The following is an 18,265-nucleotide window of genomic DNA, read 5'->3' on the forward strand; positions in this document are numbered from 1 at the left end:
TGGTGTCTAAAAAATACTATATTTGGATCAGCGAAGACTTTCTAATACATTTTCGTGAATCCGTTCTGAGAGCTGTCTGTAAAGGCAGCTCTCTTCTTTTGTAAAGTCGCGCATGCAGGTGCATTCAAAATCATTAATTGCAGCTTTCAGATCGTCAAGCACTGGCGCGGCTGTCTCAAGCAAACGAACTGAAAAATGCTGTATCGGAAGAGGCTGAATGAAACCGCGCACCGAAAGATGAGAGAGCGACAAAGAAAGAATATGAAGTGGGAGCTGTGCATAATTGGCCAGCTCTTTTTTTGTTGTAAATGGAATTGGATTTTCCAAAGCAAGTAAAAGGCAGGCATCATTTAGTGTCAAATCATGCTTAATAGCAGCAGATTCAAGATAACGATATAAAAGCATTTTGCTGCGGTAGATATCAATAATAACGCCATGTCCGTTTAATGCCTGTGGAGATACACTTGTGCGTTCACTTCCTAATTTTTTTGATCCTGGAAGAATTGAAGGCATTACAAATCCATCCTTTGCTGAGTCAATCAAAAAATGGTAGATTCTCAGTCGGTTTTTCTCATAATATGCTTCATCAAATGTGTGTTTATAAAAATTGTTATAGTATTCAAAAATTTCGAGTTTCATCTTGACAGTATTGGAGATCGTTACACTCTGACTCACAAGAGAACCTTTTGTTTTGACATAGTAATAGATCGGAACCTTCAATGCAATAAAACGCTCAGCATATCTTATATACTCCAGATTAAACATAAAATCTTCACACCAGTTAATCTGTGCGTTCATGCGAAGCTCATGCTTTTCAATAATGTCGCGGCGATACAGCTTATTCCAAATCACACCATAATAAAAGTCGGCAGGATTTTCCATCATATGGTGGGAAAATTCTTCTTTTGAAAGTACGGCATCCTCATCAATATCTCCTTTTTGAGAAACACGCTCCCCATTGACACGATAAAAATCTGCGATTACAAGATCGCAGTTGTTTTTCTCAGCAGTGCGCACAAGAAGCTTTGTAGCATCTGGTGTAATCCAGTCGTCACTGTCTAAAAATTGTATGTATTTTCCGTGAGCCAGATCAAGAGCTGTATTTCTTGTATCAGATACACCGCTGTTATTTTTGTGAATGACATGGACACGGTTATCAAGGGCGGCATATTCATCGCAGATCGCACCAGAATCATCGGTGCTTCCATCGTCAACAAGAAAAAGTTCATAATCAGTAAAATCTTGATTTAAAATGCTGTCTGCGCAGCGTCGAAGTGTCTTTGCAGAGTTGTATACAGGCACGATAATACTAACTTTAACAGACATAAAGCTAATCCATCCTTTCTATTTCCTGAAAAATAAGTATTTGGTTTGCGTGTACAAATCAACTTTTTATATTCTTATTTTACCAGAACTGTTTTTGAAATGCTATGATGATTTTCTTAAATTTCTTACATTTTACGCTTTTTTGTAAATTGTAATTAACTGGCAATTTGGTAAACTGGTAACAGCTCATGAGTAAAAAGCATCTGCTTTGAGATATTCTTGCAGAGAGCTGAACTTGTGAACTGCAATGGAAAGAAAGAGCAGAGGATGGATATGACAGGAACAATCATAGGAACAGGTGCATGCGCTGCATCACATGTAATGGAAAATGATGATCTGGCACAGTTTGTTGATACAAGCGATGCATGGATCACAGAGCGCACCGGAATAAAAAGACGTCATATTGCAGAAAATGAGACGGTTTCCTCTTTAGCAGTTTGTGCAGCAAAAAAAGCACTTTTGGATGCGGAAATTTTAGCGGATGAGATTGGTCTGATTATTGTTTCCACTATGACCCCAGAGAGCATCATGCCGAGTACGGCATGTCTTGTGCAGGCAGCAATAGGTGCTTCTAATGCATTATGTTTTGATCTGAACGCAGCATGCAGCGGTTTTGTGAGTGCGTTTGTCACGGCGCGTACATATCTTGAAAGCAAAATTGTACGCTATGCACTTGTCATCGGAAGCGAGGTGCTTTCCAATGTAGTGGATTGGCAAGACAGGGGAAGCTGTATATTGTTCGGCGATGGCGCCGGTGCAGTTATATTAGAAGCATCAAAAAATGATTCATGGGTTCCTGTTCTTCATGCTGATGGAAGACAGTCACAGGCACTTACCTTAAAGAGTCGTCATGATGCAAATTGGCTGTTTGAAAAGGAGCATCCAGACTTGTTTAAGCGCGACTACTTTATAAGCATGGATGGCAGAGCTATTTTTCAATTTGCCGTGCGCAAGGTGCCAGAAGTAATTGACGAACTTCTAGAGAAGAACAATCTGAAAAAAGAAGAGATTGCATATTATCTTCTTCATCAGGCAAATCGCCGCATTGTAGAGGCAGTGGCAAAGCGTATGGATCAGCCAATTGAAAAATTTCCAATGAATTTGGATGAATATGGAAATACCTCATCAGCATCAATCCCGATTCTTCTTGATGAAATGAATCAAAAAAAGCTGCTTCATGACGGTGATAAAATTATCATTGCAGGCTTTGGCGGAGGCTTAACCTGGGGAGCAGATGTGATTACTTGGAGAAAGAAGTAAGAACGATCAAAGCAGAAACCGCAAAAAACGGTAAAACAATAATTTATTATAAAGGAGAAATGAAAATGTTTGAAGAAATTAAGACTATCGTAGCAGAAAACTTAGGTGTAGAGGAAGACAGCATTACAATGGAGTCCTCTTTCAAGGATGATTTAAAGGCAGATTCTCTTGATTTATTTGAGATGGTAATGGCACTTGAGGAAAACTATGGAATTGAAATTCCAACTGATGATCTGGGTCAGCTTGAGACTGTTGCTGATGTAATCGATTATATTCAGAGTCATAAAGAGTAAATAACATACGATCATGAAACAAGAGCATGTTCATGATTATAAATGAGAAACGAGAAAAGGCAGGAAAAAAGGATGCAGACAGAATTAACCAGATTGCTTGGAATCCAGGCACCAATCATTCAAGGCGGAATGGCATGGGTGGCGGAACATACGCTTGCAGCAGCAGTATCAAATGCAGGCGGACTTGGTATTATCGGTGCCGCAAATGCACCGGCTGAGTGGGTCAGAGAACAGATTCGCCTGACAAAGCAGCTGACAGATAAGCCGTTTGGCGTCAATGTCATGCTGATGAGTCCTTATGCGCCAGAGATTGCACAGGTAGTTGCAGAGGAGGGCGTAAGTGTTGTTACGACAGGTGCAGGAAATCCAGAGAGTTATATGGCACTTTGGAAATCAAAGGGCATTAAGGTGATTCCAGTCGTTGCATCCGTTGCTTTAGCAAAAAGAATGGAGCGAGCAGGAGCCGATGCTGTTGTTGCAGAAGGATGTGAATCAGGTGGTCATATTGGTGAGAGTACGACAATGACACTTGTTCCGCAGGTAGTTGACGCATTGAATATCCCAGTTATTGCGGCAGGCGGAATAGCAGATGGCAGAGGTCTTGCAGCAGCTTTTATGCTTGGGGCATGCGGTGTACAGATGGGAACTCGTTTTGTTGCGACAAAGGAGTGCTGGGCACATCAAAATTATAAGGATAAGATTTTAAAAGCAAAAGATATTGATACGAAAGTAACAGGCAGAAGCACTGGTCATCCAGTCAGAGCACTTAGAAATGAAATGACAAAGCAGTATCTTGATCTGGAAAAGAAAGGTGCAACATTAGAGGAACTTGAGTATCTGACGTTAGGTGGTCTTAGAAAGGCTGTTGTAGAAGGCGATGTGAAAAATGGAAGTGTCATGTCTGGTCAGATAGCAGGAATGATCAAAGAGGAGTTAACTTGCAGGGAGGTCATTGAAAACATTGTGGCTGAGGCAGCAAAGCTTCTTGAGAAAGGGGCATGTTATGAGTAAGCTTGCATTTATTTTTCCAGGACAGGGTGCGCAGAAAGCTGGAATGGGAAAAGATTTCTATGAAAACAGTGAAGCCGCAAGATCATTTTTTGATCAAGCACAAAAAATTCTTGACTTCGATTTGAAGGAAATGTGTTTTGGTGAGCACGAAGAACTTAACTTGACAGAGTACACACAACCATGTATGGTAAGCGTTTGCCTTGCAATTGTGCAGGAACTAAAAAAACGCGGCATTAATCCTGACATCACAGCAGGCTTAAGCCTTGGAGAGTATGCAGCAGTTGCAGCAGCAGACGGCATGAACGAGCTAGATGCTATAAAGTTAGTGCGACGCAGAGGAATTTTGATGCAGAGCACTGTTCCAGCCGGTGAAGGCGCAATGGCAGCTGTTTTAGGATTAGATGCAAAAAAAATAGAAGAAATTCTTGAAAGCTTTGAAAATGTATGGATCGCAAATTATAACTGTCCTGGTCAGATAGTAATAACTGGTCTGACTAATGAGGTGCAGCAGGCATCTTTAGCATTAAAAGAGGCAGGTGCAAAGCGTGTTGTGGAGCTTAAAGTCAGTGGACCATTTCATTCCCTGCTTTTAAAACCAGCAGGAGAAGCGCTGCTTAAGGAGATGGAATCAATGTCATTTTCAACGCTGCAGGTTCCTTATGTTGCAAATGCGACTGCCGAAATAGTGACAGACAGTAAAAAGATCAGTACATTTTTTGCAAAAGGAATTTATTCTTCTGTTCGCTGGCAGCAAAGTATCGAGATAATGCTTGAAAACGGTGTGGATACTTTTGTTGAGATAGGACCTGGAAAGACACTTGCAGGTTTTATGAGAAAGATTGCACCAAAGGCAACTGTATATAACGTATCCTCTTTCGAGGATGCCATAGCACTTGAAAAATGTCTGTCAAAGGCGTGAGGTGAAGTATGTTAGAAGAAAAAATTGCAGTCGTAACAGGGGCATCCCGCGGAATCGGAAGAGCCATTGCAAAGGAGCTTGCGCTTAAAGGAGCATTTGTAATTGTTAATTACAATGGCTCAAAACAGGCAGCTGATGAGACAGTAAATGAGATTATACAGGCAGGCGGCAAGGCTGTAGGTGTGCAGTGCAATGTGGCAGATGCAGCCGAGTGCGAAGCTTTTATAAATAATATCATTAGCGAATATGGTCGAATTGATATTTTAGTCAACAATGCAGGAATCGTGCGTGACAATCTTTTGATGCGTATATCAGAGAAGGATTTTGACGCAGTCATTGATACAAACTTAAAGGGAACTTTTCATACGATGCGTCTCGTGGCGCGTCCAATGCTTCGCCAAAGAAGCGGAAGAATTATTAATATTTCTTCAGTGGTTGGTATTTTTGGAAATGCAGGACAGGCAAATTATGCGGCATCAAAGGCAGGTGTTATAGGTCTTACGAAATCAGCAGCAAAGGAACTTGCATCGCGCGGCATCACCGTAAATGCTGTAGCACCAGGTTTTATTGAAACTGATATGACGCAGAAATTAAGCGAGCAGATAAGAAATCAGATTCTTAGCCAGATTCCGGCAGGCACATTTGGAAAGCCAGAGCATGTGGCAAAAACAGTGGCCTTTCTGGCGTCAGATGATGCGTCATACATTACCGGTCAGATCATTCAGGTCGATGGCGGAATGTAATCTATAATAACATAGCAGAAAGGCAAGGATAATTGATGAAAAGAAGAGTAGTTGTGACAGGCTTGGGCGCTGTGACTCCAATTGGAAATACAGTAGAGGAGTTCTGGAAGGGAATCCGCGATGGAAAGGTAGGAATCGGACCTATCACTCGTTTTGACACGACTGGTTATAAAGTTACGCTTGCTGCCGAGGTAAAGGATTTTAAGGCAGCAGATCGTATGGATTTTAAGGCAGCAAAGAGAATGGATCGCTTTTCACACTATGCTGTGGCAGCATCAAAAGAAGCACTTGAGGATTCAGGTCTTGATCTGTCAAAAGAGGATGCATTTCGCGCAGGCGTTGTGATAGGTTCAGGAATTGGTTCTCTTGAGATGATGGAATCAGAGCATGAAAAGATTTTAAAGGGACAGGTGAACCGTGTCAATCCGCTTATGGTTCCTAGAATGATTTCAAACATGGCAGCAGGAAATGTTTCAATTCAGCTTGGACTTCGCGGAAAGTGCACGAATGTCGTAACAGCTTGTGCATCTGGTACACACTGCATTGGAGATGCATTTCGTGCAATTCAGTATGATGATGCTGATATTATGTTTGCAGGCGGTGCAGAGAGCAGTATCTGTCCGACAGGAATTGCAGGATTTCAGTCACTGACTGCTCTTTCAACATCAGATGATCCGCTGTACGCATCAATTCCGTTTGATAAAAACAGAAAAGGCTTTGTTTTAGGAGAGGGTGCAGGTGTAGTTGTTCTTGAGGAGCTTGAACATGCTAAAGCGCGCGGTGCGCATATCTATGCAGAGGTAGTAGGCTATGGAGCTACAGCAGACGCATTCCATATCACTTCACCATGCGAAGATGGAAGCGGTGCAGCTAAGGCAATGGAGCTTGCCATGACAGAGGCAAAGGCTGCTCCAGAAGAAATCACATATATCAATGCACATGGAACTGGAACGCATCACAATGATCTTTTTGAGACGCGTGCAATTAAGTTGGCATTTGGAGAGGCAGCAAAAAATGTCTGCATCAATTCAACAAAATCCATGACAGGCCATTTGCTTGGAGCAGCAGGAGGCGTCGAGTTTGTTGTATGTGCAAAGTCTGTTGAGGAAGGCTACATTCATCAGACGATGGGCACAAAAGAGACTGACGAGGAATGTGATCTTGACTACACAATTGGGGCGCCTAAGGAAAAAGATGTTGTCTATGCGATGAGCAATTCACTTGGATTTGGCGGCCATAATGCTTCAATTTTAATAAAGAAATACGAAAATGCGTAAAGGTGGTAAAAGTCATATGGAATTGGACGATCTTTTGAAGCTGATCGATCACGTATCAAAGTCAAAGCTGGATGATTTTTGCTACGAGACAGGAGAGATAAAGCTTCGCCTAAAGAAAAATGCAGCAAAGGAAATCGTTGTGCAGCAGAAAGAAGTAAAAAACGCAGCGTCAGAATTTGCCATTGTTCAAAATTGTGAGGATGTTTTTGACGCAGATACATCAAAAAAGACAGATGAAGCATCATCTGACAAATATATTGATTCTCCTCTTGTTGGTATCTTTTATACGGCACCGGGAGAAGGAGAAGCACCGTTTGTATCAGTAGGTGACCGCGTAAAGAAGGGTCAGACGCTTGGCATTGTAGAGGCAATGAAGCTGATGCATGAGATTACCTGCGAACAAAATGGCATTGTAAAAGAAATTTGTGCACAAAACGGTGATGCTGTTGAGTACGGTCAGAAGCTGTTTATTATAGAAGAAGCTTAAGCCAAAAATTGGAGAATCAGAATATGAATCATTTAGATATTAACCAGATTAAAGATATTATTCCGCATCGCCATCCGTTCTTATTAATTGATTACATAGAGGATTATGTACCGGGTGAGTATGCTGTTGGATATAAATGTGTATCATACCGTGAGGAGTTTTTTGCCGGTCATTTTCCGCAGGAACCAGTTATGCCAGGTGTTTTGACAATCGAGGCACTGGCGCAGACGGGAGCAGTTGCAATTCTTTCACTTCCAGAAAATAAGGGAAAAACAGCTTACTTTGGCGGAATTGACAAGTGCCGTTTTCGCGGAAAAATAGTGCCTGGTGATAAGGTACGTCTTGAGACAAAGATCATCAAGACAAAAGGACCTGTCGGTATTGGAGAGGCAGTTGCAAGCGTGGATGGCAAGGTAGTTGTCCGTGCTGAGTTAACATTTATGATAGGATAGGAGATAACATGATAAGGAAAGTTCTTGTAGCAAACCGGGGAGAGATTGCAGTGCGCATTATTCGTGCCTGCCGAGAGATGGGGATTGAAACGGTAGCAGTCTATTCAGAGGCCGATAAGGATGCGCTTCATGCGAAGCTCGCAGATGAGGCAATTTGTATCGGACCGGCAAAGCTTAGCGAGAGCTACCTGTCAATGGAGCGTATCATAAGTGCAACAATTGTGTCAGGTGCAGAGGCCATTCATCCAGGCTTTGGATTATTGTCGGAAAACAGCCGCTTTGCAAAACTGTGTGAAGAATGCAACATTATTTTTATCGGGCCAGATTCTAATGTGATTGCTAAACTTGGTGACAAGCAGGCTGCCAGAGAGACTATGATTAGTGCCGGTGTGCCAGTTATACCTGGCGGTGATCATGCAGTGTATGATGAAAAGGATGCGAAAGAGACTGCAAAAAAGGTTGGTTATCCAGTTATGATTAAGGCAGTCCTTGGCGGAGGCGGCAAGGGAATGCGCACGGCAAAGGATGAAGAAGAGTTTGTAAAAAATTTTGCAATAGCACAGGCAGAAGCAAAGCAGTCATTTGGCGATGATGCTATGTATATTGAGCATTTTATTACAAGACCGCGTCATATTGAATTTCAAATTCTTGCAGATTCTTATGGGAATGTAATTCACCTCGGTGAGCGTGACTGTTCTATTCAAAGAAATCATCAGAAGATGATCGAGGAGGCGCCAAGTGCAGCGTTATCGCCAGAACTTCGTCAAAGAATGGGAGAGACAGCAGTGCGTGCAGCCAAGGCAGCAGGTTATGTTAATGCTGGCACAATTGAATTTTTGCTTGAGCAAGATGGTAGCTTCTATTTTATGGAGATGAATACAAGAATCCAGGTAGAGCATCCAATTACAGAGTGGATCACAGGAATAGATCTTATTAAAGAGCAGATTCGAATCGCTGATGGAAAGAGGCTTTCTTATACACAGGATCAGGTAAAGATTAGTGGCCATGCAATTGAGGTACGAATAAATGCAGAGCGTCCAGAGGAGAATTTTTTGCCATGTCCAGGAACTATTACAGGACTTCATCTGCCAGGAGGCAAGGGAGTGCGCATTGACTCTGCAATTTATAGTGGCTATACGATTCCGCCATATTATGACTCAATGATAGCAAAGATAAGTGTGTGGGCAAAAAACAGACGTGAGGCAATTCAAAAAATGCAAAGTGCGCTCGGTGAGGTAATCATAGAGGGCGTTGATACCAATGTCAATTATCAGTATGCGCTGCTTAATCATCCGGATTTTCTGGCAGGAAATATTGACATTGAATTTATTGACCGTATTCAGCAGGAGGCATAAAGATTATGAATCTCGATCATGTATTTAAAAAGACATTGGTGCGGCCATTTGCCGGAATCCGCAAGAAACCAGAGGTGCCAGAAGGTCTTCTTTGCAAATGCAGCATGTGCAAAAAGGCGATAGTAGCAGAGGATGTCAGAAAAAATTTCTATGTCTGCCCAAGCTGCAATGGCTATTTTCGTGTTCGTGCACAGGAGCGTATTGCGCGAATTGCAGATGAGGGAAGCTTTCTTGAATGGGATCAGAATCTTGTGGGCAAAAATCCCATGGAGTTTGAAGGGTACGAGGAAAAAATTGCTGCTGCGAGGTTAAAGACACGATTAAAAGAAGCTGTTGTAACAGGACAATGTACAATAGGCGGCGAGCCGTGTGTGCTTTGCGTGATGGATGGCCGCTTTATGATGGCAAGCATGGGAGAGGCAGTAGGCGAAAAAATTACGCGTGCAGCAGAAGAGGCAACAAAAAAGAAGCTGCCTATTATCATTTTTACATGCTCTGGCGGTGCAAGAATGCAGGAGGGAATTATATCTCTTATGCAGATGGCAAAGACATCAGCTGCGTTTAAGCGTCACAGTGATGAAGGACTTTTATACATAAGTGTGCTTACAGATCCAACAACAGGCGGTGTGACGGCAAGTTTTGCTATGGAGGCTGATATTATTTTGGCAGAGCCAAAGGCACTTATTGGTTTTGCGGGACCTCGTGTGATAGAGCAGACGACAGGACAGCGCCTTCCGGCAGGCTTTCAGCGAGCAGAATTTTTGCTTGAGCATGGCTTTGTGGATCGCATTGTTGAGCGTCATGAGCAAAAGAAAGTGCTGACAGATCTTTTGCATCTTCATAGTGTATCGGCTGAATTGAAGATAAGTTTTTTCGCAGAAAAAACTGAAATTGAAAATGTCAAAGCTGCAGAAGAAAATATTCAGAAAAAATATTCGGCATGGGACCGCGTTTGCTTTTCACGCGATAAAAAACGCCCTATAGGTTATGATTATATTAATGCACTAATTGATCAGTTTTATGAATTTCATGGTGATCGAATAATGACAGATGATAAAGCTGTTACGGCAGGAATTGGATTTTTTAATGGTCAACCTGTCACTGTGATTGCGCAGGAGAAAAATGAAAATTTTGGCATGTGTTCTCCACAGGGCTATCGAAAGGCACTTCGTTTGATGAGGCAGGCTGAAAAATTTCATCGTCCAATTCTTTGCTTTGTCGATACGCCAGGCGCTGCCTGTGGAATTGAAGCAGAGGAGCATGGACAGGGAGAGGCAATCGCAAGAAATCTTTTTGAAATGTCATCTTTAAAGACACCAATTCTTTCCATTTTGATTGGAGAGGGCGGAAGCGGCGGTGCACTTGCGCTTGCAGTAGCAGATGAGGTATGGATGATGGAAAATGCAGTATATTCCATCCTTTCTCCTGAAGGATTTTCAAGTATTCTTTGGAAAGACAGCAAGCGTGCAAAGGAGGCTGCTGACAGTATGAAGCTTACAGCTGCCGACTTGAAAAAGGCAGGAATTGTCGAGCGTGTATTTGAGGAGCCGGAACATTTTTCAAAGGATCAGATGGAAGATGTAGCAGAGGCACTTCGCAGCCAGATTGATCAGTTTTTATTAAAATATGGCAGTATGGACAGCATAGAGCTGTGCGAACACCGCTATCAGAGATTTCGTAAATATTGATTATGGCAGGAAATAAAATATGATAAAAATAAAAAATAAAGAGCTGAAAAAGCCGATCTTTCAAGGCGGTATGGGTGTCGGCGTAAGTCTTTCTGGACTGGCTGGTGCAGTCGCAAAGGCAGGAGGAGCCGGCACGATATCAGCAGCACAGATTGGATTTTTAGATCCTGAATTTGACAAAGATCCGTTTGAGGCAAATCTTCGCGCAATCAAAAGTGAATTTGATAAGGCAAGAAAAATAAGCAAGGATGGCATAATCGGTTTTAATATTATGGTTGCAATGCAGCATTACGAAGAGTATGTGAGGGCTGCTGTTAAGGCAGGAACAGATTTTCTTGTATGCGGAGCAGGTCTTCCAGTTGATCTTCCTAAAATTGTTGCTAAGGCAATGGAAGAGATGGATCAATCTGTGGAGGCACCAGCGCTTGCACCAGTCGTTTCAACTGAAAAATCGGCGCGTGTAATCTTTCGCTATTGGGAGAAAAAGCATCACTGCGCACCAGATTTTGTGATTATTGAAGGACCGCTTGCTGGTGGTCATCTTGGCTTTGCAAAAGATCAGCTCTCCTATTATACCTTTGATGTCTATGAAAAAGAGGTGCGTAATATTATTGAAGTCTGCCGTGAGTATGCGGCGCGTTTTAACAAAGAAATTCCAGTCGTTTTGGCAGGAGGCATCAGCACAAAGGAAGCAGCAGATCATGCTTTTTCGTTAGGCGTGGACGCTATTCAGGCAGCTACTCGTTTCGTTACAACATATGAATGTGATGCGTCAGATGCTTTTAAGAAGGCTTATCTTGATGCATCAAAGGAAGATATTATTTTGATTGACAGTCCTGTTGGTCTTCCGGGACGAGCTGTCAGAAATAAATTTAGTGATACCATTATGTCTGGAGGACGCATAGCGCCAGTGCGCTGCAGAGGCTGTCTGAAAAATTGCCGTCCAGATAAGATTCCATATTGTATTACAGATGCGCTGATTACCTCAGTCACGGGCGATGCAAAAAATGGTCTTGTTTTCTGCGGAGCAGATGCGTGGAGATGTGATCATCTTGAATATGCAGAAGATGTAATAGAATCTTTACTTTCATGATTAAGAAAAATGTGCTATACTGAAATAAAAATAGGGTGAACAGAGGGAATACTTATTTTGGAGGTATAGTATAGTGGTCAATTTATTTTCTAGAGAACATAATAAACGAACACGGTTTACCCGGATGTGTATCGGGGAAGCCGTGTTCGTTTTGATGGATAAAAAAGAATATGAGAAAATTAAAATCTCAGATATTGTAAAGACGGCTGGCGTATCAAGAATGACATTTTATCATTATTATGAGACAAAGGAAGACGCGCTGTCTGATTATTTTCACGAGATAGTTGCTGGATATATACGTGAGTGCAGAACAGAAAAGATAGGAAGCTTTCATGATAGAAGCAGCATCGTTCATGCATTGAAATATTTCGATCAGTATGAGATGTTTATTGGAAAGCTGGTAGATGCAAAGCTGCAATATATTCTGTGGGATGCGATGAATGATTACATGAGCAAGAGAATTATGCCAAAGTATAAAATTCCAGAGTATGAGCTTTATTTTTATGGCGGTGCATTATTAAATGTCTTTTTAAAGTGGCAGAAGGATCAAAAAAAAGAGTCCGCAGAACAAATTGCAGACTCCATTATAAAAAGTATGGGATTACCAGTCACTTCCCATCCTACTAAATGCGAGGATAATGGAATCAATGCCTAGTAAAATTAAATCAATTCCAATTAGATAGCTAAGTGATATGAGTGCAGCAACAGGGCGAATCAGCATGAAAATGCCAAGAAAAAGACCAATGATATTTGCAATCATAATAAAGTAATAATGCCATTTTACTGTCCAAATGCGTATCATTGGCAGCTGTGACAGTCGTGAAATGCAATGGGCGATAAACCACATCGGGAAGAAAAGTGAAAAAGCCCATTTCACAGCACCAGGATATACAAGAAGCATCAGACCAGCAAGAACGCTTAAGCATCCGGATATAAGAGCAATAGTTGGCGCAAAGCCGACATGTTCCTCTGTTCTGACATAAAAGATAATGTCGAGAATTCCGATACAAAGTGCAATAAGTCCAAAGAACATGACAAAGCCGGATAACATACTGTCTGGACGAAGAAAAGAGAAAATTCCAAGAATAATCAAAAGTATTCCTTCGATCAGCTCAATCCAGCCGAAACGGGAACGATTTCTCATTTTAATTCACCTCCTGAAGCAGTATTTGAATCTCTGTTTAAAATTTCCATAAATTCTTCTCCTGTAATCGTTTCCTTCTCATATAGATAATTTGATAATTCATCCAGCTTGTCGCGATTATCAAGAAGAAGCTTCTTTGCCTTTTGATGCTGTTTCTTCACAAGTTCAGTTACCTGACGGTCAATTTCCTTTTGTGTATCAGCAGAGCATGCAAGAGAAGCGTCACCGCCAAGGTACTGATTTGTTACAGTCTCAAGGGCAACCATATCAAATTCATCACTCATACCATAGCGTGTAATCATGGCACGTGCAAGCTTTGTTGCCTGCTCAATATCATTAGAAGCGCCAGTAGTAATCTGATTGAAAACTACTTCCTCAGCGGCACGGCCGCCTGTAAAGGTTGCGATTTTATTTTCAATTTCTTCTTTTGTCATCAAATATTTGTCACCCTGCTCAACCTGCATAGTGTATCCAAGAGCACCAGAGGTACGTGGAATGATCGTGATTTTTTGAACTGGTGCAGAGTGAGACTGCAGTGCAGCGACAAGTGCGTGACCGATTTCATGGTAAGCGACTACCTTTTTCTCCTGATCAGAGAGAACGGCATTTTTCTTTTGATAACCAGCAATAACAACCTCAACACTTTCCTCAAGGTCAGCCTCATGGACAATAGTTCGTCCCTGACGTACAGCGCGAAGAGCAGCTTCATTTACTATATTTGCAAGTTCAGCACCGGAAGCACCAGATGCCATTCTTGCAATTGTATGAAAGTCAACATCATCTGCCGGCTTGATTTTCTTTGCATGAACCTTAAGGATTGCTTCACGTCCCTTTAAATCAGGAAGTTCTACAGGAACACGGCGGTCAAAACGTCCAGGACGTGTCAGAGCCGGATCAAGAGATTCAGGGCGGTTTGTGGCAGCCAGAATTATGACACCATTATTTCCTTCAAAACCATCCATTTCTGTCAGCAGCTGATTCAATGTCTGCTCGCGCTCATCATTTCCGCCTACTTGACCATCACGTTTTTTACCAATAGCATCAATCTCATCAATAAAGACAATACAAGGCGCTTTTTCCTTTGCCTGTTTAAAAAGATCGCGGACTTTAGAAGCACCCATACCAACGAACATTTCAACAAATTCCGAACCTGAAATTGAGAAGAAAGGAACACCAGATTCACCGGCAACAGCCTTTGCAAGCATTGTTTTACCAGTTCCAGGAGGGCCTACAAGCAAAAGACCTTTAGGCATAGAGGCACCGGCATCAGTATATTTCTTTGGATTGTGAAGATAATCAACAATCTCAGCAAGATTTTCCTTTGCCTCATCTTCACCGGCAACATCATCAAAATGGATGCCTTCAGTAGACTGAACATAAACTCTGGCATTGCTCTTTCCCATGCCAAATGCCATGGAATTTTTTCCACCAGCCTGTTCTAAAAGCTTTCTTCCAAGGTATTGTCCAAGAACAACGAAGATAACCATCGGAAGAATAAAGGTTAATAGAAAGCTCATGATAGGAGACATTGTCTGCTCGATGTCTTTTGAGAAGGTTGCACCAGACTGATAAAGTCGTTCTGTGAGATTTGGATCATCCATGACACCTGTTTTGTATATGTTGTCATTATTTTTGTCGGTAAAGATGATCTGAGAATCCTCAATCTCAACGCGTCCGATGTTTTTCTTTTCCGTCATGCTCATAAAAGTTCCGTAGTCAACCTCAGTCACCTGACGCGATAATAAAAGCGGGGAGACGAAGAAGTTGAATGCAGCCAGTACAAGCAGGACAATCACGTAATAGTAAATCAACGGTTTCTTTGGTGATTTGACCTCTTTCATGGTAGTACCCCTTTCTTAGTTTTAAACAAGATTATTTTGCTGGAGTTCGATTTTGCTGGCCTCTTTCTGCTCCTGAATTGCCTTTAAGGATAGAAGCAGTGCGCGGTCAGCAGCGAGAATTGCAAAATCAAGCGCGTATTCCGCAAGCAGCGCAGTGTTTTCAGCATTTTCATTCCACGTAGCTTCGGGGTCGCTCTCGGCGGCATTGTGCATTCGTTCCTGGACGTCATTGTACATGGAAATCAGTGCCTGAATTTTGGGTACTTTACATTCCTTTAGACGATAGCGTATTGCATCCTGCTCCAAATTATATTCTTCTGTCAGAGCATTTAATTCACACATCAGTGCGGTGATATCTTCGTGTTCACCATCGTCAATTCGTTCATGGAGATGACGGAGTTTTTCGTCAAGTTCAATCATTTTTGCAGCAAACATAGCATCGTGCCTCCTTTTCTTTGCTAGCTTTATTATAGAAAGAAAGGCACACCAAAACAATAGTCACAATTTGTATTGTGTATGGACAGAATTTAAAAAGTGTAAAAAGATTTATTAGTGTGTTTTGTGTGTAAAGAATTGAGCCAGATCATGCACGATTTCATCCATGTGAGCAGAATCATCTTTAGACCAGGTGCGGACAAGACCTAGAAAAGCCAGACTGTGATAGCGAAGGAGAAGCTTTCTTTGTGATGCTGTCAAGCTGTCTGAAACAAGAGAGGAAGAAGCAGATTCGTTAGTCAGCTGATCGAAAAAAGAATAAAATTGTTCAAGTAAAAGTGGCTCAAGCTCACTTTGATAGCTGGAAGGAATGGTGCGCTGAATCAGTGGGCGGGCATTAAGCGCAACGCTTAACAGGTAACGAATTTTATCTTCAAGCGTTGGCTGAGCAAGACAATTTTCCAAAAGCTCCTTAGAACCCTGCTCCATCATGTAGCAGATAAGATCTGGAATATCCTGAAAATGATAATAAAATGTTTGGCGTGTGATGCCGCACTCCTCAACGATATCCTTAACTGTAAGTTTTTTAGTACGCTTTTTTGTTAAAAGTTCGGAAGCAGAACGGCAAATCGCCGCTTTCATATCGATTGGCATAATACCCTCCTTGGTAAATTTTTGCTGAAAATTATATTATTTTCTTCCTGTTTCTGCTATTATAAGGGAGAAAAGAGGACGTTTGCAAGAAGAAAAATAATTTGGAGGTGTTCTGAGGGGATGAATGAGTTAGGAATATGTGAGCAAGATATGTACGAGCAGAGAATGAATGAGCAGGAGGTAAACGGGCAGGGAATCAGCGAGCTGGGACGGCTGGAAAATCTATCAGGAGATATGGAGAAAAATCCATATCGACCCTATTATTTTGAAAATCCAGCAGCATATGATAGCCCGATTCGCAGTTGGGAGGAATTTCGAGGGCGTTTTCGCACTGAATTTGCCGCTCATATGCCGAAAGAAGCACCTACTTACATGAATCCATTTTTGGAGGAGAGTGCCTATTTCTTTCCGAATCCAAAGGATGAGGTCGCGTTAGTTGTCAATTGCGGATATTGTCCACCATTTTTGCACCGTCTAGCATTTGTTAAAATCGTGTATGTGCTCCGAGGAAGCTGCTTTTTCTTTATTGGCGGTGAAAGAATTTTAATGAAAAAAGGATCGTTTTGTCTTGTTGGACCAAATGTAGAGCAGGCTGTGTATAGCTGCAATGATGAGGATATTGTTGTGAATTTAATTATGCGCTTTTCTTCATTTGCAGAATCCTTTTTGGGATTGATGCGGGAACAAGGGATTATGTCGGAATTTCTCTGGCGAATGCTGTACAGCAGAACGGACAATGGCTGTCTGATGTACGATGGAAAAGAGGAAAAAATCGTGACCGAAAATGTAAAGAATCTGTGTGAGGAGATTCTTTTTGAAACGCAAAATCCAAGTAGCTTGATTCGAAAAAGCATGCTGCTGATTTTTTATGGGAATGTTCTGCGTCTTCACGAAAAAGAATTGATTGTACTGGGAAGAGAGGGACGTGCAGGTGGTTATCAGTTGGCAGATATGCTATTTTATATGGAAAATCATCTTACATGTAGCTTGCCAGAGTTGGCAGGTACATTTAACTTAAGTGAAGGGTATTTGAGCCGATATTTTCGAAAAGAGACTGGAAAAACGTTTGCACAGCTTTTGTGTGAATTTCGTATGAGACGTGCAGAGAAAATGCTTCTTCACACCGATTTTTCGATTGAGAAGATTGTGGAGACAGTAGGGTATACCGATAAGAGTCGTTTCTATCGAAATTTTAAGGCAATGTATTGTGTGTCACCTGTGAAATACCGCAAAGGAAGGGGAGAATTATGTCCGTATCCAAGCAATTAGAAGAAATATTGAGACAAGAAGAACATGGTCAGAAAGAATACAGGAATTTATACCAGAAAAATCCAGCGGCGTATGATAGTCCAATTCGAAGCTGGAAGGAATTTCGTGAGCGTTTTTCAACTGAAATAGCAAAGGAAGCACCGACGCCAATAAAAGGTTTTTTGTCGGAAAAGGAAATTTTTCCCAATGAGGATGTGCAGGTACACTGTTTTAAAAATGTAAGATTTTGTCCACCTTTTTTGCATAAACTGGAATTTATTAAGATTGTTTACATAATGGAAGGAACCGCTGTTTTTTATCTTGGCGATAAGCAGTATGACATGTCGGAGGGAAATTTTTGCATTGTGGCACCGGGAGTTGAGCAGGCACTTTTTACAGCAGATTCAAACGGAATTGCCGTGAATATTTTGATGCGAGCATCGACTTTTACCAGAACCTTTTCCACACTTTTGTATGAGCAGGGAATTTTAGGCGATTTTTTCTGGAAAATGGCGTACACCAATTATTGCAATCGCGTATTATTTTTTTCAGCAACACCAGATGATCGGATGAAACAGACGGTGCTTCGATTGTATGAGCAGGCGCAGTTAGAGACAAAAAAGAGTAATCTAGTACAGGAAAGCTATGTCTGTATTCTGCTCGGTGAGGGAATACGCAGACATAGACAGAATATGAAGATTCTGGAGGGTTTTGATGGAAGCGTGTGGCAGATACCAGAAATTTTGCAGGATATGAAGCAGCATTTACAGGATATTACGTTAAAAGAGCTAGCGTTAAGGTGGAATCGAAGAGAGGATACGCTGCGACACGAATTGAAGATGGAAACTGGATATTCTTTTTCGCAGCTTCTTAGTGATATTCGCCTTCAGACGGCGGCAGATTTGCTGTGTAGGACAAATAAAAGTGTGGAAGAGATTATGGAGGAAGTCGGCTGTGGCGATTCTGCTGCATTTTACCGGAATTTTAAGAGACGATATGGTGTGACACCGCAGACATACCGAATCCAGCGAGGATAAGG

General features: G+C 41.8%; 19 protein-coding genes. 14 read left to right on the forward strand and 5 right to left on the reverse strand.

Going from position 1 to position 18,265, the window contains the following annotated elements:
- Window positions 1–27: 27 nt before the first annotated feature.
- Window positions 28–1,326 carry a glycosyltransferase gene (locus WJP93_RS05050; RefSeq protein WP_337547199.1) on the reverse strand — a complete coding sequence of 433 codons (1,299 nt, stop codon included), beginning with the start codon at window positions 1,324–1,326 and terminating at the stop codon, window positions 28–30.
- A 273-nt stretch (window positions 1,327–1,599) separates the two neighbouring features.
- Here WJP93_RS05050 and WJP93_RS05055 point away from each other — a divergent pair, with 273 nt between their 5' ends.
- The 12 genes from WJP93_RS05055 to WJP93_RS05110 all read left to right on the forward strand — a co-directional run bounded on the left by WJP93_RS05055 (window position 1,600) and on the right by WJP93_RS05110 (window position 12,559).
- Window positions 1,600–2,586: a beta-ketoacyl-ACP synthase III gene (locus WJP93_RS05055; protein WP_227100294.1), complete on the forward strand. Its 987-nt coding sequence runs from the start codon at window positions 1,600–1,602 to the stop codon at window positions 2,584–2,586.
- 65 nt (window positions 2,587–2,651) lie between these two features.
- On the forward strand, window positions 2,652–2,879 hold the full coding sequence (acpP, locus tag WJP93_RS05060) for an acyl carrier protein (protein ID WP_066563736.1): 228 nt from the start codon (window positions 2,652–2,654) through the stop codon (window positions 2,877–2,879).
- 72 nt (window positions 2,880–2,951) lie between these two features.
- Window positions 2,952–3,890 carry an enoyl-[acyl-carrier-protein] reductase FabK gene (gene fabK / locus WJP93_RS05065; protein WP_066563734.1) on the forward strand — a complete coding sequence of 313 codons (939 nt, stop codon included), beginning with the start codon at window positions 2,952–2,954 and terminating at the stop codon, window positions 3,888–3,890.
- Complete coding sequence (gene fabD, locus WJP93_RS05070; protein WP_337547200.1) at window positions 3,883–4,809, forward strand: ACP S-malonyltransferase; 927 nt, start codon at window positions 3,883–3,885, stop codon at window positions 4,807–4,809. The genes fabK and fabD overlap by 8 nt, the downstream gene beginning before the upstream one ends.
- Window positions 4,810–4,817: 8 nt before the next feature.
- Complete coding sequence (gene fabG / locus WJP93_RS05075; protein WP_337547201.1) at window positions 4,818–5,552, forward strand: 3-oxoacyl-[acyl-carrier-protein] reductase; 735 nt, start codon at window positions 4,818–4,820, stop codon at window positions 5,550–5,552.
- A 35-nt stretch (window positions 5,553–5,587) separates the two neighbouring features.
- Complete coding sequence (gene fabF / locus WJP93_RS05080) at window positions 5,588–6,829, forward strand: beta-ketoacyl-ACP synthase II (RefSeq protein WP_118612706.1); 1,242 nt, start codon at window positions 5,588–5,590, stop codon at window positions 6,827–6,829.
- A gap of 16 nt (window positions 6,830–6,845) precedes the next feature.
- A complete protein-coding gene (accB, locus tag WJP93_RS05085; RefSeq protein ID WP_337547202.1) occupies window positions 6,846–7,316 on the forward strand; it encodes an acetyl-CoA carboxylase biotin carboxyl carrier protein in 471 nt (156 codons plus the stop codon).
- 23 nt (window positions 7,317–7,339) lie between these two features.
- Entirely contained in the window at window positions 7,340–7,768 is a 429-nt protein-coding gene (gene fabZ, locus WJP93_RS05090; RefSeq protein WP_118612705.1) for a 3-hydroxyacyl-ACP dehydratase FabZ, read from the forward strand.
- An 8-nt stretch (window positions 7,769–7,776) separates the two neighbouring features.
- Window positions 7,777–9,123, forward strand: a complete 1,347-nt coding sequence (locus WJP93_RS05095) for an acetyl-CoA carboxylase biotin carboxylase subunit (protein WP_337547203.1) — start codon at window positions 7,777–7,779, stop codon at window positions 9,121–9,123.
- A 5-nt stretch (window positions 9,124–9,128) separates the two neighbouring features.
- Complete coding sequence (accD, locus tag WJP93_RS05100; protein WP_337547204.1) at window positions 9,129–10,811, forward strand: acetyl-CoA carboxylase, carboxyltransferase subunit beta; 1,683 nt, start codon at window positions 9,129–9,131, stop codon at window positions 10,809–10,811.
- 19 nt (window positions 10,812–10,830) lie between these two features.
- The gene (locus WJP93_RS05105) at window positions 10,831–11,904 is read left to right on the forward strand and encodes a nitronate monooxygenase family protein (protein ID WP_337547205.1); all 1,074 of its coding nucleotides are present in this window, start codon (window positions 10,831–10,833) and stop codon (window positions 11,902–11,904) included.
- Between the two features lie 154 nt (window positions 11,905–12,058).
- Complete coding sequence (locus WJP93_RS05110) at window positions 12,059–12,559, forward strand: TetR/AcrR family transcriptional regulator (protein WP_337547206.1); 501 nt, start codon at window positions 12,059–12,061, stop codon at window positions 12,557–12,559.
- Here WJP93_RS05110 and WJP93_RS05115 read toward each other — a convergent pair.
- From WJP93_RS05115 to WJP93_RS05130, 4 genes are all read right to left on the reverse strand, one after another.
- Complete coding sequence (locus WJP93_RS05115; RefSeq protein WP_337547207.1) at window positions 12,506–13,048, reverse strand: DUF308 domain-containing protein; 543 nt, start codon at window positions 13,046–13,048, stop codon at window positions 12,506–12,508. The genes WJP93_RS05110 and WJP93_RS05115 overlap by 54 nt on opposite strands.
- Window positions 13,045–14,889 (reverse strand): ATP-dependent zinc metalloprotease FtsH, encoded by a 1,845-nt coding sequence (gene ftsH, locus WJP93_RS05120; protein WP_337547208.1) that lies wholly within the window; start codon window positions 14,887–14,889, stop codon window positions 13,045–13,047. Before ftsH ends, WJP93_RS05115 begins: the two co-directional genes overlap by 4 nt.
- Before the next feature lie 21 nt (window positions 14,890–14,910).
- Window positions 14,911–15,324 carry a hypothetical protein gene (locus WJP93_RS05125; protein ID WP_227100240.1) on the reverse strand — a complete coding sequence of 138 codons (414 nt, stop codon included), beginning with the start codon at window positions 15,322–15,324 and terminating at the stop codon, window positions 14,911–14,913.
- A 114-nt stretch (window positions 15,325–15,438) separates the two neighbouring features.
- Complete coding sequence (locus tag WJP93_RS05130) at window positions 15,439–15,978, reverse strand: TetR family transcriptional regulator (protein ID WP_227100241.1); 540 nt, start codon at window positions 15,976–15,978, stop codon at window positions 15,439–15,441.
- Between the two features lie 120 nt (window positions 15,979–16,098).
- On the opposite strand from WJP93_RS05130, the gene WJP93_RS05135 reads away from it, so the two are divergent.
- Window positions 16,099–17,247, forward strand: coding sequence for an AraC family transcriptional regulator (locus WJP93_RS05135; RefSeq protein ID WP_337547209.1), 1,149 nt, complete (start codon window positions 16,099–16,101; stop codon window positions 17,245–17,247).
- Window positions 17,226–18,263 carry an AraC family transcriptional regulator gene (locus tag WJP93_RS05140; protein WP_262537743.1) on the forward strand — a complete coding sequence of 346 codons (1,038 nt, stop codon included), beginning with the start codon at window positions 17,226–17,228 and terminating at the stop codon, window positions 18,261–18,263. Before WJP93_RS05135 ends, WJP93_RS05140 begins: the two co-directional genes overlap by 22 nt.
- Window positions 18,264–18,265 lie beyond the last annotated feature (2 nt).

This window comes from Anthropogastromicrobium sp. (genome assembly GCF_037349415.1).
GTDB classification, from domain to species: Bacteria; Bacillota; Clostridia; order Lachnospirales; family Lachnospiraceae; genus Anthropogastromicrobium; species Anthropogastromicrobium aceti.

What these genes read in the sequence shown, in the direction of transcription:
- WJP93_RS05050 (WP_337547199.1), bottom strand. Translation starts at nt 1,326, where the DNA reads ATGTCTGTTAAAGTTAGTATTATCGTGCCTGTATACAACTCTGCAAAG.
- WJP93_RS05055 (WP_227100294.1), top strand. Translation starts at nt 1,600, where the DNA reads ATGACAGGAACAATCATAGGAACAGGTGCATGCGCTGCATCACATGTA.
- acpP (WP_066563736.1), top strand. Translation starts at nt 2,652, where the DNA reads ATGTTTGAAGAAATTAAGACTATCGTAGCAGAAAACTTAGGTGTAGAG.
- fabK (WP_066563734.1), top strand. Translation starts at nt 2,952, where the DNA reads ATGCAGACAGAATTAACCAGATTGCTTGGAATCCAGGCACCAATCATT.
- fabD (WP_337547200.1), top strand. Translation starts at nt 3,883, where the DNA reads ATGAGTAAGCTTGCATTTATTTTTCCAGGACAGGGTGCGCAGAAAGCT.
- fabG (WP_337547201.1), top strand. Translation starts at nt 4,818, where the DNA reads ATGTTAGAAGAAAAAATTGCAGTCGTAACAGGGGCATCCCGCGGAATC.
- fabF (WP_118612706.1), top strand. Translation starts at nt 5,588, where the DNA reads ATGAAAAGAAGAGTAGTTGTGACAGGCTTGGGCGCTGTGACTCCAATT.
- accB (WP_337547202.1), top strand. Translation starts at nt 6,846, where the DNA reads ATGGAATTGGACGATCTTTTGAAGCTGATCGATCACGTATCAAAGTCA.
- fabZ (WP_118612705.1), top strand. Translation starts at nt 7,340, where the DNA reads ATGAATCATTTAGATATTAACCAGATTAAAGATATTATTCCGCATCGC.
- WJP93_RS05095 (WP_337547203.1), top strand. Translation starts at nt 7,777, where the DNA reads ATGATAAGGAAAGTTCTTGTAGCAAACCGGGGAGAGATTGCAGTGCGC.
- accD (WP_337547204.1), top strand. Translation starts at nt 9,129, where the DNA reads ATGAATCTCGATCATGTATTTAAAAAGACATTGGTGCGGCCATTTGCC.
- WJP93_RS05105 (WP_337547205.1), top strand. Translation starts at nt 10,831, where the DNA reads ATGATAAAAATAAAAAATAAAGAGCTGAAAAAGCCGATCTTTCAAGGC.
- WJP93_RS05110 (WP_337547206.1), top strand. Translation starts at nt 12,059, where the DNA reads ATGGATAAAAAAGAATATGAGAAAATTAAAATCTCAGATATTGTAAAG.
- WJP93_RS05115 (WP_337547207.1), bottom strand. Translation starts at nt 13,048, where the DNA reads ATGAGAAATCGTTCCCGTTTCGGCTGGATTGAGCTGATCGAAGGAATA.
- ftsH (WP_337547208.1), bottom strand. Translation starts at nt 14,889, where the DNA reads ATGAAAGAGGTCAAATCACCAAAGAAACCGTTGATTTACTATTACGTG.
- WJP93_RS05125 (WP_227100240.1), bottom strand. Translation starts at nt 15,324, where the DNA reads ATGTTTGCTGCAAAAATGATTGAACTTGACGAAAAACTCCGTCATCTC.
- WJP93_RS05130 (WP_227100241.1), bottom strand. Translation starts at nt 15,978, where the DNA reads ATGCCAATCGATATGAAAGCGGCGATTTGCCGTTCTGCTTCCGAACTT.
- WJP93_RS05135 (WP_337547209.1), top strand. Translation starts at nt 16,099, where the DNA reads ATGAATGAGTTAGGAATATGTGAGCAAGATATGTACGAGCAGAGAATG.
- WJP93_RS05140 (WP_262537743.1), top strand. Translation starts at nt 17,226, where the DNA reads ATGTCCGTATCCAAGCAATTAGAAGAAATATTGAGACAAGAAGAACAT.